Origin of the sequence: Rhodovulum sp. 12E13 (assembly GCF_003340565.1) — a bacterium.
In the GTDB taxonomy this organism is placed as follows: Bacteria; Pseudomonadota; Alphaproteobacteria; order Rhodobacterales; family Rhodobacteraceae; genus HLUCCA09.
In genome coordinates this window covers 33,884-48,820 of the sequence record NZ_QPLK01000017.1, presented here as the reverse complement: position 1 = coordinate 48,820, position 14,937 = coordinate 33,884, and the positions used below count along the sequence as shown (strand labels likewise).

General features: G+C 72.0%; 13 protein-coding genes. 3 read left to right on the top strand and 10 right to left on the bottom strand.

Annotated features, from left to right (window positions below):
- Positions 1-85 precede the first annotated feature (85 nt).
- A complete protein-coding gene (locus DLJ49_RS14585) occupies positions 86-1,219 on the top strand; it encodes an iron-containing alcohol dehydrogenase (protein WP_115394337.1) in 1,134 nt (377 codons plus the stop codon).
- 734 nt (positions 1,220-1,953) lie between these two features.
- On the opposite strand, the gene DLJ49_RS14575 is transcribed toward DLJ49_RS14585, so the two are convergent.
- From DLJ49_RS14575 to DLJ49_RS14545, 7 genes are read right to left on the bottom strand one after another with little or no spacing between them, the layout of a single operon-like run.
- Positions 1,954-2,883 carry an N-carbamoyl-D-amino-acid hydrolase gene (locus tag DLJ49_RS14575; protein WP_115394286.1) on the bottom strand — a complete coding sequence of 310 codons (930 nt, stop codon included), beginning with the start codon at positions 2,881-2,883 and terminating at the stop codon, positions 1,954-1,956.
- Positions 2,880-3,845, bottom strand: a complete 966-nt coding sequence (locus tag DLJ49_RS14570; RefSeq protein WP_115394285.1) for a DUF6963 family protein — start codon at positions 3,843-3,845, stop codon at positions 2,880-2,882. Before DLJ49_RS14570 ends, DLJ49_RS14575 begins: the two co-directional genes overlap by 4 nt.
- Positions 3,842-5,569, bottom strand: a complete 1,728-nt coding sequence (locus DLJ49_RS14565; RefSeq protein WP_115394284.1) for an ABC transporter ATP-binding protein — start codon at positions 5,567-5,569, stop codon at positions 3,842-3,844. Before DLJ49_RS14565 ends, DLJ49_RS14570 begins: the two co-directional genes overlap by 4 nt.
- A complete protein-coding gene (nikC, locus tag DLJ49_RS14560; RefSeq protein ID WP_115394283.1) occupies positions 5,566-6,459 on the bottom strand; it encodes a nickel transporter permease in 894 nt (297 codons plus the stop codon). Before nikC ends, DLJ49_RS14565 begins: the two co-directional genes overlap by 4 nt.
- Positions 6,456-7,379, bottom strand: a complete 924-nt coding sequence (locus tag DLJ49_RS14555; protein ID WP_115394282.1) for an ABC transporter permease — start codon at positions 7,377-7,379, stop codon at positions 6,456-6,458. Before DLJ49_RS14555 ends, nikC begins: the two co-directional genes overlap by 4 nt.
- A 60-nt stretch (positions 7,380-7,439) precedes the next feature.
- Complete coding sequence (locus tag DLJ49_RS14550; RefSeq protein ID WP_115394281.1) at positions 7,440-9,017, bottom strand: ABC transporter substrate-binding protein; 1,578 nt, start codon at positions 9,015-9,017, stop codon at positions 7,440-7,442.
- A gap of 40 nt (positions 9,018-9,057) precedes the next feature.
- Positions 9,058-10,554: an N-acyl-D-amino-acid deacylase family protein gene (locus DLJ49_RS14545; RefSeq protein WP_115394280.1), complete on the bottom strand. Its 1,497-nt coding sequence runs from the start codon at positions 10,552-10,554 to the stop codon at positions 9,058-9,060.
- 130 nt (positions 10,555-10,684) lie between these two features.
- Here DLJ49_RS14545 and DLJ49_RS14540 point away from each other — a divergent pair, with 130 nt between their 5' ends.
- Together DLJ49_RS14540 and DLJ49_RS14535 are read left to right on the top strand one after the other, a co-directional pair.
- Positions 10,685-11,557, top strand: coding sequence for a MurR/RpiR family transcriptional regulator (locus tag DLJ49_RS14540; RefSeq protein WP_115394279.1), 873 nt, complete (start codon positions 10,685-10,687; stop codon positions 11,555-11,557).
- A gap of 133 nt (positions 11,558-11,690) precedes the next feature.
- Positions 11,691-11,864: a hypothetical protein gene (locus tag DLJ49_RS14535; RefSeq protein ID WP_158547477.1), complete on the top strand. Its 174-nt coding sequence runs from the start codon at positions 11,691-11,693 to the stop codon at positions 11,862-11,864.
- Between the two features lie 79 nt (positions 11,865-11,943).
- On the opposite strand, the gene DLJ49_RS14530 is transcribed toward DLJ49_RS14535, so the two are convergent.
- Genes DLJ49_RS14530 through DLJ49_RS14520 form a run of 3 tightly spaced genes read right to left on the bottom strand, consistent with a single transcriptional unit; the run spans position 11,944 to position 14,936 of the window.
- The gene (locus DLJ49_RS14530; protein ID WP_115394277.1) at positions 11,944-12,882 is read right to left on the bottom strand and encodes a hypothetical protein; all 939 of its coding nucleotides are present in this window, start codon (positions 12,880-12,882) and stop codon (positions 11,944-11,946) included.
- The gene (locus tag DLJ49_RS14525) at positions 12,879-13,622 is read right to left on the bottom strand and encodes a sulfite exporter TauE/SafE family protein (protein WP_115394276.1); all 744 of its coding nucleotides are present in this window, start codon (positions 13,620-13,622) and stop codon (positions 12,879-12,881) included. The genes DLJ49_RS14530 and DLJ49_RS14525 overlap by 4 nt, the downstream gene beginning before the upstream one ends.
- On the bottom strand, positions 13,623-14,936 hold the full coding sequence (locus DLJ49_RS14520) for a TRAP transporter large permease (protein ID WP_115394275.1): 1,314 nt from the start codon (positions 14,934-14,936) through the stop codon (positions 13,623-13,625).
- Position 14,937: the final 1 nt, after the last annotated feature.

Here is a 14,937-nt window from a genome sequence, read left to right as displayed (position 1 = left end):
CTGAGGCGGCCGGCCCGCCTCCCTATCGGGCCGCGGCGGCATCGTCCGTCGCGGCCCGAAACGTGAAGGGTCCGCCATGACACCGATCCCCCCGTTCAGCCTGCGCCTGCCCGCCCGCGTCCGCTTCGGGCGCGGCGCGCTCCAGGCCGCCCTGCCCGAGATCGCCGCCTTCGGCCCGCGCCTCCTGCTCGTCCACGGCCAGAGCGCCGCTCGGTCGGCGCCCCTGCGCGCCGCGCTCGAAGAGGCCGGCTGCACCGTCGCCGGTCTCTCGTGCCCGGGCGAGCCGACGCTGAAGGCGCTCGAACAGGCGCTGGCGGAGGGGCGCGCGGCCGCGCCGGACGCGGTGGTGGCGATGGGCGGCGGCGCTGCGCTCGACCTCGGCAAGGCGGTGGCGGCCCTCCTGCCCTCGGGCAGCGACCCCCTCGACCACCTCGAGGTCGTCGGCGCGGGCCGCCCCCTCGCGGCCGCCCCCCTGCCCTGCATCGCTATCCCCACGACCGCCGGCACCGGCTCGGAGGCCACCAAGAACGCAGTGATCGGGGTGCCCGAGCACGCCCGCAAGGTCAGCCTGCGCGACGACCGCATGGTGCCCGACCTTGCCGTGATCGACCCGGGCCTGACCGACGGCACGCCGAAGCCGCAGACGCTGGCAAGCGGCCTCGACGCGGTGGTGCAGGTGATCGAGCCCTACCTGTCGGCGCGCGCCACCCCGTTCACCGACGCGCTCGCCCGCCCGGCGATCGAGCACGGCCTCTCCGCCCTCGTCACCCTGATGGACAAGGGCGAGGACGCCGGCGCGCGCGACCGCCTCGCCTACACCGCCCATGTCAGCGGCATCGCGCTGGCCAATGCCGGCCTCGGCGTGGTGCACGGCCTCGCCGGGCCGCTCGGCGGCGAGACGGGCGCGCCCCACGGCGCGATCTGCGCCCGGCTCCTGCCGTCTGCGCTGCGCGCGCTCGACGGCAAGCTCCCCGCCTCGGGCGAAGGCCGGGCGCGGCTCGTGGAGGTCTGCGACCTCATCGAAAGGTCCGTTCCGGGCGGGCGCGCGTCGATGGAGGGGTGGCTGGACGCGCACGGCCTGCCGGCGATGCCGTCCCTGTCCGGCACGGTGCGCGACCGCGTGGCCGAGGCGGCGTGTGCATCCTCGTCGATGAAGGCGAGCCCGGTCCCGTTCGACCGGGCCGAGCTGGCGCACCTGCTGGCCGCTGCCTGCCCGTGACCGGGCCGCGGGCCGAGCGGCGACCGGATCGGTGGCGCAGTTCGCCCGGCATCGACCTGCCCGGGCCCGGTGCCGCCCCGGGCGCGGGACACCGAGACCGCCCCGACGCAGCCGGATGACGCCTCAGCCGACGTGCAGGCTCTTCCCTTCCTGGTAGTCCTCGAGCCCCAGCCCATGGTTCTCGCAGGCATTTCCCGAGGGGGCCAGGCTGCACGAAACGGCGAGTGCGCTACAGGAAGTATTGGCCGACTGCTTATGCCATGGATCACGATCTGCCGCCGCTCCGCCTGCTGACAGCCTACGCTGCGGTCGTTCGAACCGGGGCGGCGCCCAGTCGTTCACCAACCGCGTTCAGGCCACGCAGGCCACGCCGGAAGGCCACGGGATGATGCTGGGCTGGCGGTCGATCACCGGCGGGCCTTCCGGCCCTCGCCGCCGGCCGGTTGCCGGACCACTCGCCCCAGAGCTGGAACAGAGGCCCCCGACAGCGGGCGTCGGGCGGTGATCGGCCCGGCCATCGGGGGTGAGCGCTCTCCCTGGGCGACTCGGCCTCCCGCCCGCCGATCAAGAAGGCCGACCGTCAACCAGGCCGGCCGCTCGGCGACTGCACGGCCCCCGGGTCGGCGGAGCACGCCTGCCGAAGCGACACCGCTGGTCGGGAGCGGCTGCGTCTCCTGGCGGCGAGGCGCCCTCTGCCTCCCCGCGGGCGCGAAGCGGCCCCGGAGCCGACGCGGTCAGGGACCGGGCGAGACATTGCCCGGCGCCTCGGCGATGCGGCCGTATTCGCCGGGTTCGCGATGGCGGGCGAAATCGAAGATGTTGCGCCGGATCTCGGCGCAGCGCTCGAGATCGACCCGCGCCGTGATCACCTCGTCGCCCAGCGTGGTCGCCTGCGCCACGATCTCGCCGGTGGGCGCGACGATCAGGCTGCCGCCGATCAGGTCGGAGCCTTCCTCGTGGCCGGCCTTGGCGACGCCCACCGCCCAGAGCCCGTTCTGGTAGGCGCCGGCCTGCAGCGACAGGGCGTTGTGGAAGTATTGCAGGTGGTCGTGCTCGGGCGCGGGCGGGTAGTGCGCCGGGGTGTTGTAGCCCAGCACGACCAGCTCCGCGCCGCCGAGGCCGAGCATCCGCCATGTCTCGGGCCAGCGCCGGTCGTTGCAGATGCACATGCCGACGCGGCCGCCGAAGGCGTCGAAGACGGGAAATCCGAGGTCGCCCTTCTCGAAATACCGCTTCTCCAGGTGCTGGAACGGGCGCCACGGCTCATGGTCGGCATGGCCCGGCAGGTGGATCTTGCGGTAGGTGCCGAGGATCGCGCCGTCGGGCCCGACGAGGATGGCGGTGTTGAAGCGGCGGCCCTCCTGCGTGAGCTCGGCATAGCCGAGGTGGAAGCCGACGCCGAGGCGGCGGGCCGCGTCGAACAGCGGCTGCGTCTCGGGCGAGGGCATGGCGCGCTCGTAGAAGGCGTCGCGCTCGGCGGCGTCCTCCATCCACCAGCGCGGAAAGAAGGTGGTGAGCGCCAGTTCGGGAAAGACGACGAGGGCCGCCCCGCGCCCATGCGCCTCTTCCATCATCGCGATCATCCGCGCGACGGCGGAGGCGCGTGGCTCGTCGCGCGCGATGGGGCCGAGTTGCGCGGCGGCGACGATGAAGCTGCGGGTCATCCGGCCTCTTCCTGCTGCGGGGCGATACCGGCTGGCTCCGCCGCGCGGACGCGCAGGCGGGCGGAGGGCTGGCCGTCGCAGCTTTGCAGCACGCCACCTAGGGCGACGCAGTAGGCTTCCGACACGAGGGTGCCGACCTGCCGGCCGTCGCGCAGCACGGGCGTGCCGCGCATCGCCGCCGCGCCCTGCCACGCGGGCGCGGCCCAGCCGGCCGGCAGACCTGAGAGGGCGACGACCTGTCCGGCGCCGTCGATCTCAATGCCGGCAGGCGGCGCGGTGGACAGGGGCAGGCCGGCCGAAAGCGTGATCTCGAAGTCGGCGGCGTCGGCGGGGGCGGCGGCGTCGATGGCGGCGCCGGCGGCGAGCGCGGCGACGCCCGCGACGGGGAAGATCGCGTTGTGCAGCACCGCGATCTTCAGCCCCGCGCCCTCGGTCACGAGCGCGCCGGCATCGGTGCGCGCTGCGGCGAGTGCGCTGTTGGCGGCGGCAACCTCTCCGGCTGCGGTCACGGCGATCAGCCCGGCATCGGCATCCGGGTGCTCGGCCAGCACCGCCTCCAGCGCAGCCTGCGGCGGGGCGCCCTGCATCAGCCGCGCCAGAGCGAGGGCGTTGACGGCCTCGCCGCCGGGGCGGCCGGGCATGTTGGGCAGGCGGTGGCCGCTGAGGCAAGCGACGCCCTCGGCGGCCGGGGTGAACTGCGCCAGCGGCGGGGTGCGATCCGGCCCGGACGACATGAGCGCGACCACCGGCGCCTCGGCGATGGCCTCCGGCATCCCGCCCGGGAACAGCGCCGCCGCCCCGCCCCGCTGCGTCTCGGCCCGGTGCAGGCGGCCCTGCGCGTCCAGCGCGGCCAGGCTGACGAAGCCGCCGATCATGCCCCGTCCCACTGTCTCCACCGACGCAAGGGCGGCGAGCGCCGCCCGGCCGGCGTCTGGGCCGGCGATGCCGATCCCGATGGTCATGCGGCCACCCAATGGTTCGGCGCGGCCTGTTCCAGCGCGCCCATGGGCAGCGTGTCGAGGTCGAGCTTGGGCAGCTTGCCGCGCAGCGCGGTCGGGTCGGGGCGCGGCACCGCCGCGAGCAGCGCCGAGGTGTAGGGGTGGCGGGGCTCGCCCAGAACGTCGCGCCGCGGCCCCATCTCGACGATCCGGCCGGCCCGCATCACGGCGACGCGGTGCGCCATCTCCTCGACCACGGCCATGTCGTGGCTGATGAAGAGGTAGGCGAGCCCCATCGACTGCTGCAATTCCAGCATCAGCTCCAGCACCTGCGCCTGCACCGAGACGTCGAGCGCCGAGGTCGGCTCGTCGGCCACGATCAGCTTCGGCTCGACGCCCAGCGCGCGCGCGATGCAGATGCGCTGGCGCTGGCCGCCCGAGAACTCGTGCGGGAAGCGGCTCATGTGGTCGGCCTCCAGCCCGACGCGGCGCAGCAGTTCGGCCACCCTGTCCTGCAACTCGGCCCCCTGCGCGATGCCGTGGATGTACATCGGCTCGCCGATCAGGCGGCCCACGCTCATGCGCGGGTTGAGCGCGGCGAACGGGTCCTGGAAGACCATCTGCATACCGCGGCGGGCCTTGCGCAGGCTGTCTGGCCGAAGGGCGCGCATGTCCTCGCCCTCCAGCTCGATCCGGCCCTCGTCGACCTCGAGCAGACGCAGCACCGCGCGGCCCGAGGTCGACTTGCCCGACCCGCTCTCGCCCACCAGCGCCAGCGTCTCGCCCGCGCGCACGGTGAAGCCCACGTCGTCCATCGCCACGGTCCCGGCGGCGCGGCCGAAGAGGCCCCCGCGCCCGGCGAAGGTCTTGCCCAGCCCCTCGGCGTGCAGCACCACCTCGCCGGGGAGGGCGGGGTCGGCCGTGACCGGGCGCGGCCCGTCCTCCTGCCCGCGCGCGCCGAGGCGGGGAACGGCGGCGAGCAGGCGCTCGGTATAGTCGGCCTGCGGGCGGGCGAAGATCGCCTCCACCGGCCCCTCCTCCACCTTGCGGCCCTTGTTCATCACCACCACGCGGTCGGCCATCTCGGCGACCACGCCCATGTCGTGGGTGATGAGCAGGATCGCGGTGCCGAAGCGATCCTGCACATCGCGCATCAGGTCGAGGATCTGCGCCTGCACGGTCACGTCGAGTGCGGTCGTGGGCTCGTCGGCGATCAGGATGTCGGGCTCCAGCGCCATCGCCATGGCGATCATCACCCGCTGGCGCATGCCCCCCGACAGCTCGTGCGGGAACTGGCGCATCCGGCGTGGCGGGTCCAACAGGTCCACGAGCCGCAGCATCTCGAGCGCCTTGTCGCGCGCCTCGGCCGGGCTGAGATCGCGGTGCTCGACCAATGCCTCGGTCAGTTGCTGGCCGATGCGGATGACCGGGGTGAGCGAGGTCATCGGCTCCTGGAAGATCATCGCGATCCGGTTGCCGCGCAGCGCACGCAGCTCCTTCTCGGGCAGCGCGAGCAGGTCGCTGCCGTGAAACTCCGCGCGGCCGCGCTCGATATGCGCGGTGCGGGGCGGCAGCAGGCCCAGCAGCGCCATGGACGACACGCTCTTGCCCGAGCCGCTCTCTCCGACGATCGCGAGCGTCTCGCCCGGGTCGATGTGGTAGGACAGCCCTTCGACGGCCACGTTGCGCCCCGCGCCGTGCCCGAAGGCGACGGTCAGCCCCTCGACCCTGAGAAGCGGCGCGCTCATCGGGCCCTCTGCCGGGGGTCGAGCACCTCGCGCACCCCGTCTCCGAGCAGGTTGAAGCCGAGCACCGTGATGGCGATGGCGAGGCCGGGAAAGATCATCATCCACGGCGCGCGGCTGATCAGGTCGCGCGACGACGACAGCATGAAGCCCCACTCGGGCTGCGGCGGCTGCGCGCCCAGCCCGAGGAACGACAGGCCCGCCGCGGCGAGCACGGCGGTCGAGACGCCGAGCGTGCCCACGACGATCAGCGTCGGGATCACGTTGGGCAGCAGATGGATGAAGATCAGCCGCAGGCGCGAGGCGCCGGCGGCGATGGCGGCCTCGAAATAGGGCTTGTTCTTCTCCACCAGCACGACCGAGTGGGTGATGCGGGCGTAGAACGGGATCGAGGCGATGCCAATGGCGATCATCGCGTTCACCAGCCCCACGCCGAGGATGGCGAGGCAGGCGAGCGCGATCACGATCTCGGTGAAGCTGAACAGCACGTCGACGAGGCGCATCAGGATGCGCTCGGGCCAGCCGCCGGCATAGCCCGCGACGAGCCCGAGCAGCAGGCCCGCGGTCAGCGAGATGCCCACGGCGATGACGCCGATCTGCAGCGTCAGGCGCGCGCCGTAGACGATGCGGGAGAACACGTCGCGCCCCAGCTGGTCGGTCCCCATCAGGTGGTTGGCCGAGGGCGGCGAGAGGCGCGGGCCCGCAGCCATGCGGAACGGGTCGTGCGGCGCGATGAGGGGCGCGAAGACCGCCGCGATCACGAGGATCACGACGATGGCGAGGCCCACCGCGCCCGAGGGGCTGCGCAGCAGCGCGCGGAGCGCGCCCAGCTTGCGCGGCGGGCGGGCGAGGGCGGAAGCGGGCTCGGCCTGGGTCGCGTCGGGGGCGCTCATTTGCCGTACCGGATGCGGGGGTCGAGCAGGGCGTAGGTGACGTCGATGATCACCGACACCAGCGCGACCACGGTGGCGAAGAACAGGATGAAGCCCTGGATGAGCGGGTAGTCGCGGGCGAAGACGGCCTGGATCGCCAGCCGCCCCACCCCGTTCCAGGCGAAGACGTTCTCGATCACGATGGCCCCTCCCATCAGGTAGGCGAATTGCAGCCCCAGCATCGAGACCACGGGCACGAGCCCGGAGCGCAGGGCGTGGCGGTAGAGGACCAGCGTCTTGGGCAGGCCCTTGGCGTGGGCGGTGCGCACGAAGTCCTGGTCGAAGATGTCGATCATCGCCGAACGGGTGAGCCGGGCGATCACCGCGCCGGTGGCGAGCCCCAGCGTCAGCGCGGGCAGGATCAGGTTCTGCCAGCCCGAGCCGCCCACCGGCAGCCATTCCAGCGTCATGGCGAAGAGGAACAGCAGCAGCAGGCCGAGCCAGAAATGCGGCATCGACACGCCGACGATGGCCAGCGTCATGGCGCCGAAATCCCACGCCGTGCCCTTCTTGTAGGCGGCGAAGAAGCCGAGCGATCCGCCCACGACCACGGCGATCAGAAGCGCCGAGGTGGTCAGTGCCAGCGTGGCCGGGAAGCGCTGCAGCAGGGTGTCGAGCACCGGCTGGTTGCCGACGATGGAATAGCCCAGATCGCCCTGCAGCACGCGGCCGAGATACATGCCGTATTGCACGATCACGGGCTGGTCGAGGCCGAGGCGCTCGCGGATCGCCTCGATCTCGGCGTCGGTCGTCTGGAAGCCCGAATACATGATGCGCACCGGGTCGCCCGGCACGAGGTGGATCAGGAGCGTCACCGCGATGGTGGCGATCCAGATCGTGATCAGCGCGGCGAGCAGTCTCTGGGCGATGAAGCGGGCCATGGGGCCTCCGGGTCGCGCGGGGACGTGCCCGGCCGCGGATCGCGCGGCCGGGCGAGGCGCTTATTCGGTCACGCGCACATCCTGGAACATCGGGTGCAGGAACGCGCCCACCTTGAAGCCCTCGACCTCGGGCCTCAGCGCGAAGATCCACTCCCAGCCGGGCGTGTAGAGGCCGACATGGATGGCGTTCTCCATCAGGTACTGGATCACGTTCTGCACCGCCTCCAGCCGCTCTTCCTCGTCGGTGAGCGTGCGCGTCCGCTCCAGCATCGCGTCGAGCTCGTCGGACTGGTAGCCGGCATAGGCGCCGCCGCCGTGCCACAGCGCATACAGGATGTCGGGGTCGTACCAGCCCCAGGTCATCATGTTGAAGGTGCCGGGCTCCTCGCTGTCGGCGTTCTCGTTGTCCTCGCGGACGCGGGCGTTCATCGTGCCGATGTCCATGATCTCGATGGAGGCATCGACGCCGACCTCGGCCAGCTGCGCCTGGAAGATCTCGGCGAGGATGTGCCGGTTGCCGCCCGTCCAGACATACATCGTCGTCTCGAGCGGGTTGTCGGGGCCGTAGCCCAGCTCGGCCAGCAGCTCGCGCGCGCGCTCGGGGTCGTATTCATAGCCGAACTGGCGGCAGAACTCCTGGTCGTTGCCGAAGACGCCGGCGGCGATCGGGCACCATTCGCGCTGGTTCATGCCGCCATAGACGATGTCGATGGCCATCTGCGGGTCGGTGGCGTGGGCGATGGCCTGCCGCGCGCGGATGTCGTCGAAGGGCGGGCGCGAGGTGGTGTATTGCCAGAACACGTTCTGTCCCGTGTTCTCGGCCACCACCAGCTCCAGTTCCTCGCCCGACTGGATGTCGGGGATGTCGTCGAAGGGCGGCTCGGCGATGTGCACCTCGCCGGTGCGCAGCGCCGCCAGCCGCGTCTGCGGCTCGGGGATGGTGCGCACGATCAGCCGGTCGATGTGGACGGGCCCGTCATTCTCGACCGGCTTGCCGAAGTTGCGGTAGTCGGGGTTCGCCTCCAGCACCACCTCGTCGCCCTGCACCCAGCTGACGAGCGAGAACGGCCCCGTTCCGATGGCCGAGCCGGTGCCGTAATCCTCCAATTCCGCGTTGGAGTCGCAGATCATCGACGAGAAGCTGTCGGCGAGGAACGGCAGGAAGGCGCCGAAGGTGCTTTCCAGCGTGACCGTCACGGTCAGGTCGTCGACCACGGTCACGTCGGTGATCGGGCCCCAGCTGGTGCGGGTGAGGCTGGGGTTGTCGCCGAAGGCGCGGTCGATGGTGAACTTGACGTCGTCGGCGGTGAAGGGCGTGCCGTCATGGCACACGACGCCCTCCTGCATCGTGAAGGTGTAGGACAGCCCGTCCTCGCTCACCTCCCACGACTTCGCCAGGTTGGGGCGGGCCACGCCGTTCTCGTCGAAGGCCAGCAGCGTGTCGTAGATCTGGTCCCAGACCTGCATCGACAGGGTCGAGGTGGCGCGGTGCGGGTCGAGGCTGTCGATGTCGCCGTAGCGCGCCCAGACGAGATCCTGGGCCAGCACGGGCAGCGCGGCGAGCGAGATCGCGCCCCCGAGCAGGCCCGTTCTCAGGCCGATGCGCAGCCCCCGGTTTCGGTGTCTTTGTGCGGTCATTCCCTGTCTCCTTTCGGTTGGGTGTTGGCCGGCCCGAGCGTCATGCGGCGGCGCTCGGCGGCGGGTCGGCGGAAAGGACCTGTCCGGCGCGGGCCGGCTGCATCTCGCCATCGGCCCAGGCAAGGCGGCCGCCCACCCACACCCGGTCGATGCCGAGGCTGGGGCGCGCGGGGTCGGTGTAGGTGGCGACGTCGGCCACGGTGGCGGGGTCGAACAGCACGAGATCGGCGGCGCAGCCCGGCGCGAGGCGGCCTCGATCCGCCAGCCCCAGCACGGCCGCCGTCTGCCCCGTCATCTTGGCGATCGCCGTCTCGAGCGGGAACAGCCCCTCGTCGCGGGCGTAATGGCCGAGCACGCGGGGAAAGGTGCCCCACAGCCGCGGATGCGGGCGGCGGTCGCGCGGCAGCCCGTCGGAGCCGACGAGCGCGGGCCCGAAGGCGAGGATGCGGCGCAGGTCGGCCTCGTCCATCTGGTGATAGATCGCGCCGCCGGGCTTCAGCCGCTCCAGCGCCTCCCCCTCGCCCACGCCCCATTCGGCGGCGATGTCGTGCAGGTCGCGCCCCTCGGCCTCGGGATGCGGGTCGGACCAGCTGACGGTGACGCGGCTGCTGTCGCGGGCGAAGACCGGGTTCAGCACGGTAGAGGAGGCCGTGTAGGGATAGACGTCGAGATCCACCGCCATCTCGCGCCGCGCCGCCGCGATCATCTCCAGCGTGGTGCGCGAGAGCCCGAAGGATGCCTCGCCGCAGCACTTGTGGTGCGAGATCAGCACGCGGGCACCGGTGCGGCGGGCAATGTCGAGCGTCTCGGCCACGGCCGAGACGACGCCCGAGCGCTCGTCGCGCATGTGGGTCGTCCAGAGGCGGCCGGCCGCGGCCACGTCGGCCACCAGCGCGGCGATCTCGTCGGTCGAGGCGTGGCGGGCGGGCGGATAGGCCAGCCCGGTGGAGAGGCCGACGGCCCCGGCCTGCAGGGCTTCCGCGAGGTCGGCGCGCATCGCGTCGATCTCGGCCGCCGTCGCCGGGCGGTCGAGGTCGGTGCCCATGGCGCGCACCCGCAGCACCGTGTGGCCGACGAGCGGGACGACGTGCAGGTCGGGGCCGGCGGACGCGAGCGCGGCGAGGTAGTCGGCCATGCGCGGAAAGGCGAAGGCGTCGCGCCCGCCCAGCAGGTCGAGCGGCGGCACCGGCGCGGCGAGGCTCTCGGGCAGGCCCGGGGCGAGACTGATGCCGCAATTGCCGGTGACCACGCAGGTCACGCCCTGGCTGAGCTTGGGCCGCATCGCGCCGGGCGCGAGCGCCACCGCGTCGTCATGGGTGTGCACGTCGATGAAGCCGGGCGCGAGGGCGCGCCCCCTGCCCTCCACCACCTCGACGAAGCGGCCGGAGAGGCCCGGCCCGAGCGCGACGATCCTTCCGCCGGCCACCGCGAGATCACCCCGGACGGATGCCGACCCGTCGCCGCGATGGAGCTGGACGTCACGGATCAGAAGATCGCCCGCCAGCTCTGCCGCACTCTCCGTGAGAGGTTCGCCCATCGCCCCCGATGCCCTTTCGCGCCGCGCCGCACGGCGTCACTCCATCGAGCCTGAAAACGTGATTGCAGTGTGTCAACCTTTTTGAAATCTTCGTTTCAGGTGCGTCGGACGGCGCCGAAAGGGAGGCAGGATGAAGACGGGAGATGTGGCGGCGCCGACGCTGACCGAAAGGCTCAACGCCACATATGGGGAACTGACGGCGAGCGAACGCAAGATCGTGGATGCCCTGCGGGATCGGCCGGGCGAGATCGCGGTGATGACAGGCAAGGAACTGGCCGCGCGATCCGGCGTCTCGACCGCTACCGTTTCCCGTCTGTTCCAGCGCCTCGGCTACGCCTCCTACGAGGCCGCCCGGAGGGCAGCGCGCGAATTGCGGGCATCTGGCTCGATTTTTCACCTCTTCGAGACCGGTGCGCGCGACTCGCCCGCGCCCGAGCGGCTTGTTGCGGGGCATCTCGCCGAGGAAGCGCGCGCCATGGAGGCGTCGTTCTCCATGCTCGACCCAACGACGGTGCGCGAGATCGCCGCCGCCCTTGCCGGGGCCCGGCGGGTCTGGTGCGTGGGCTTCCGCAACAGCCATGTGCTCGCGGAATACGCCGCGACCCTGCTGGCGTCGGTCCGGCCCGACGTCTTCGTGCTGGCCCATGGCGGGCGCAGCCTCGCCGAGCGCGTGGCGGGCATCGAGGCCGGCGACGTGGCGATCGTCTTCGGAATGCGCCGCCGGATGGCGCATTTCGCGCCGCTTTTGCAGGCCATCGGGGAGAGCGGCGCGCGGACAGCCCTGCTCGCCGACCGCAGCCTCCGCCTCGCCGACCCCTCCCGGCGACCGGACTGGACGCTGATCTGCGCGATCGAGACCGAGCAGCCGATCGACAGCTTCGCCGGACCCTTCGCCATCGTGCGCCTGCTCTCTCTGCAGACCTTGCGGCAGCGCGATACCGCCTCGCGCGAGACGCTGGAGCGGGTCGAGCGGCTGCACGGCCTGCTTGGCGAGCTTGAATGAGCCCGCGTGGCCGAGGCCTGTCCTCCGACACGGCTCATGAAAACGTGCGACATTGCAGGTGGTGACTCCGGGGGAACTGGACGCCGGGCGTAGCCAGGGTATGGCTTCCCCCCGCTCGCCGGACGAGGACAAGGTGTTCCTGCTCGACGACGGAACCGAGGCCGTCTGCAGCCCGAAGCCCGACGCGTTCGTCACCCGGACCTGGGAGGCGATCAACGCCTTCGTCGAAAAGCGCAAGGCCGGCCGCCCCGTCCCGCGCCCGCTCGACGACGCCGGCAGCGCCCTCCATGCGCCCGGGAGCGGCTAGCGGGGACGGGCGACGCGGGCGGGTCGCGGGGCGGGTCGCGGGGCAGGCAACGCGGCGGGGGAACCGGTCCGCGGCGCCGTCACGCCGGCCGCCCCGGCGCGGCGTAGAAGCGCCGCAGCAGGACCGGCGTGAGATACATCGGGATCTGGTAGCAGCCGATGAACAGCAGAAGCGGGTCGGTCACGCTCGCGGGCAGCGCCACCAGAAAGAGGGCGATGTTGCGATTGCCGGCCGCGATGGCCTGCCCCGCCGCGGCGCCGGGACCGCCCGGATGCAGCCGGCCGACCGCCAGCTGCAGGCCGACATTGAGCGCCGAGGCCACGGCGAGCCAGCCCGCCACGCGCCACGGATCGGCCCGCAGCGCGGGGCCGAGGGCGGACATCAACCCGAGGATGACGACGCACAGGAACAGCACGCCGGCGCCGTCGAACGCCGAGAGCGTCCGGGGGGCGGGCCGGGGCAGGAGCCAGCCGCGCACCACCAGCGCAGCCGCCACCGCGACGCCGATCACCGCGAGCAGGCGCGCCGCCGCGGCGAGCACGGCGCCGGGCGTGCCGAGAGCGGGCATCAGCCAGAGGGTGGGCAGCACGGTCAGGGGCATCAGCAGCGTCCCCAGCACCAGAAGCCGGAGCGCCGGCGCCGGGTCCTGCCCGACGAGAACCGTCAGGCTCGGGCTCCCCGCGATCGGCGGCGCGGCCAGCATCACGGCGAGCGCCAGCGCCGGCAGGGTGTCGAGCCGGCCGAGCGCCGCCAGCGCCAGCAGCGCCGCGACCGGCAGCGCCACCTGCAGGATGCCGACGAGGGCGAGCGTCCGCGGCAGGGCGCGCGGCGCGCCGATCGCCGCGCGCGGGGCGACGCGCAGCGCCGCGAAGAAGAGCGCCGCGGCGACGCCCTCGGCCAGCCACGGCCGGGCCAGGTGCGCGACCTCGGGCAGCGCGATCCCGGTGGCGAGGCTCGCGATCAGGATCGTGCGCGAATGCCGCGCCGCGAAGAGAAGCGGCGCGAGCGCGACGCTCACAGTCCGAGGCCCCGGGCGACGAGGATCGCCGCCGCGACCCCGCTGACCGCGAGCAGGGCGGGGCGGAAGCGGCGATCGACGAGGCGGCCCGCGGCCCGGGCGGCGAAGATGCCGGCGAGCAGCCCCGGCGCCATGATCGCGGCGAGCAGGACGTGGCTCGGCCGCGCCCAGCCCGCCAGCGCGAGCCCGGCGAGCGAGAGCACGCAGCCGACGGCGAAGAAGGCCGCCATTGTGGGCCGCGCCGTCTGCACCGGCCGGTGCTGGTAGAGCAGCGCCATCGGCGGCGCGCCGACGGAGGTGAGCGTGCCCATGAGGCCCGAGAGCGCGCTCATCGCCAGCAGGCGGCCGCGGGTGAACGGCATCCGCCAGCCGGAGACCGAGAGGATCAGGGCGAGGGCGATCAGCGTGCCGAAGGCGAGCATGAAGGGGCGCGGCCCGGTGATCAGGGCGAGCAGGCCCGCCCCGGCTGCCACCCCGGCCATCCGGCCCGGCGCGCCGAGCAGGACCTCGGCCCAGGCGATCCCCTCCCGCTCGCGCCAGGCGCCCAAGCTCGCGGTGAACAGCCCGAGGATCAGCGTGGGCACCGGCACGAGCGCAGGATCGAGCAGCGCCAGCAGCGGCGCCGCCGTCAGCCCGAAACCCATGCCGAGATTGATCTGCACGATGGCCGCGACGAAGACCACGGCGAGCACCGCGGCCAGCAGCCAGGGCACCCCCAGCAGGTGCGTCACGTCGCTCACTCAGGTCGAGGGGCCGGAGCGCATGGTCTCCGGCAGCCAGGTCGCCAGTTCCGGAAAGAGAATCAGGACGAAGACCATCAGCACCATGATGAAGAACATCGGCAGCGCCGCCCGCGCGATGTAGCCCATCTCGTGCCCTGTCATGCCCTGCAACACGAACAGGTTGAAGCCGATCGGCGGCGTGATCTGGGCCATCTCCACCACGACGACGACGAAGATGCCGAACCAAACGAGGTCGATCCCGGCGTCGCGCACCATGGGCTCGACGACCGCCATGGTAAGCACGACCGACGATATCCCGTCGAGGAACATGCCGAGGATGATGTAGAACACCAGCAGGACCATCAGCAGCTCGAAGCGCGTCAGTTCCAGCGTCGCGATCCCGTCCGCGAGGGCGCGCGGCAGACCGGTGAACCCCATGGCGAGCTTGAGAAACGCGGCACCCGCGAGGATCAGGGCGATCATGGCCGAGGTGCGCGTGGCGCCCATCAGGCTTTCGGTGAACGTGCTCCATGTCAGCGACCCCTGCGACGCCGCGAGGACGAGCGCACCGATCACGCCGACCGCCGCCGCCTCGGTCGCGGTGGCAAGGCCCAGATACATCGAGCCGATCACGACGATGATGAGGCAGATGACCGGAATGAGGTATCGCGAGTTCCTGACCTTGTCCATGAAGGTCATCGCCGTCTCCTGGATCGGCCGGAACGAGGACGAGAACACCGCGTGCAGCGCGACATACCCCATGAACATCCCTGCAAGGACGAGCCCTGGCAGCATGCCCGCGAAGAACAGCTGGGTGATGCTCTCGTTCACCGTGACGCCGTAGACGATGAGCGCCAGCGAGGGCGGGATCATCAGCCCAAGCGTCGCGGCGCCCGCCAGCGTTCCTATGACCATGCGCTCGGGGTATTCGCGTGCCCTGAGCTCCGGGATCGACATCTTGCCGACGGTCGTCAACGTGGCCGCCGACGAGCCGGACACCGCGGCAAAGACGGTGCAGCCCACGATGTTGGTATGCACCAGCCCGCCGGGGAGCCGCGCGAGCCATGGCGACAACCCCCTGAACATGTCCTCCGACAGCCGGGTGCGAAAGAGGATTTCCCCCATCCAGATGAACAGCGGCAGGGCGGTCAGCGTCCACGAGGACGACGAGGCCCAGATCGTCGTGACCATGGTGTCGCCCACGGGTCGGGTGGTGAACAGCTCCATGCCGACCCAGGCCACCCCCATCAGGGCAAGGCCCACCCATACGCCCGTGCCGAGCAGGGTGAACAGCACGAACAGAAAGAGGACGATGATCGAGAGGTTTTCCACA